The sequence below is a fragment of the Streptomyces sp. URMC 126 genome (assembly GCF_051386555.1).
Classification (GTDB): domain Bacteria; phylum Actinomycetota; class Actinomycetes; order Streptomycetales; family Streptomycetaceae; genus Streptomyces.
This window is the reverse complement of sequence record NZ_JBPQTX010000650.1, coordinates 1-858: the sequence shown is the minus strand read 5'-3', so window position 1 is coordinate 858 and position 858 is coordinate 1. Positions and strand designations below refer to the sequence as shown.

Annotated in this window: 1 pseudogene; it reads right to left on the bottom strand. The window is 78.2% G+C overall.

Features of this window, described 5'->3' with window-relative positions:
* Window positions 1-573 (bottom strand): annotated as a pseudogene (locus ACSNOK_RS33310) (hypothetical protein); the annotation flags it as partial.
* Between the last annotated feature and the right edge of the window lie 285 nt (window positions 574-858).

The window sequence follows — 858 nt, the reverse complement described above, 5'->3', positions numbered from 1 at the left end:
GGGCTGGGCGGGGCGGAGTTCGGTCAGGAGGAGGTCGGCGGCCGTGGGGTCGCCGGCGAGGCGGAGGATCTCCGCCAAGGCGTGCGCCTCGGTGCGGGGGCGCTCACGGGCGGCGAAGCCGAGGAGCCAGTGGACGTCGTCCGGGCGGCCGGCCGCGCGCAGCGAGCGGACCAGCGGCGGTACGTCGCCCGGGGCGCGCAGCCGGCCGGCCGCGGCCAGCACCTGGTAGGCGTCGGCGTGCCGGCCCGCCTCGCGCAGCGCCGTCACCACCTCCAGCACCCGGTCCGCGGACTGGGTGCGGGCCACCGAGGCGCGCACCTGGGCGGCGTCCGTGAGGCGGCCCGTGCGGAGCAGGGCGGCGAGGACGCCGGGGACGCGGGCGGCCGGGCGGGCGCGGGCCACGGCCGTCAGGACGCGCTCCGCGTCCGCGGGCTGCTCGTTGGCGTGCAGCAGGGCCACTACGCGCTGGACGAATCCGGGGTTGCCGTCCCGCCCCACGGCGGTGGCCAGGTGTCGGGTGGATGTTTCGTGGCCGTGGGCGCGGGCGTCCTCCAAGGCGCGGACCACCGTCAAGGGGGAGTCGTCGCGCGGTGAGTCGCCGTGGGGCGGGTCGCCGTGGGGTGGATCGTCGTGCGGTGGGTCGTCGCGTCGGGGGGTGGCCCAAAGGGAGACTTCCGGTGCGGAGTCGACCGGTGGAGAGGCTTCCGGTGGGGAGTCTCCGGGTCGGGAGGCTTCCAGTGAGGAGTCCCCTGGTGGGGAGGCGTGCGGCAGGGGAGCGGCCGACGGGGAGTCGACTGGGCCGGGAGCGTCCGGCGGGGAGTCGGATGGGACGGGCGCGGGCGGCGGGGTTGTCCGGGG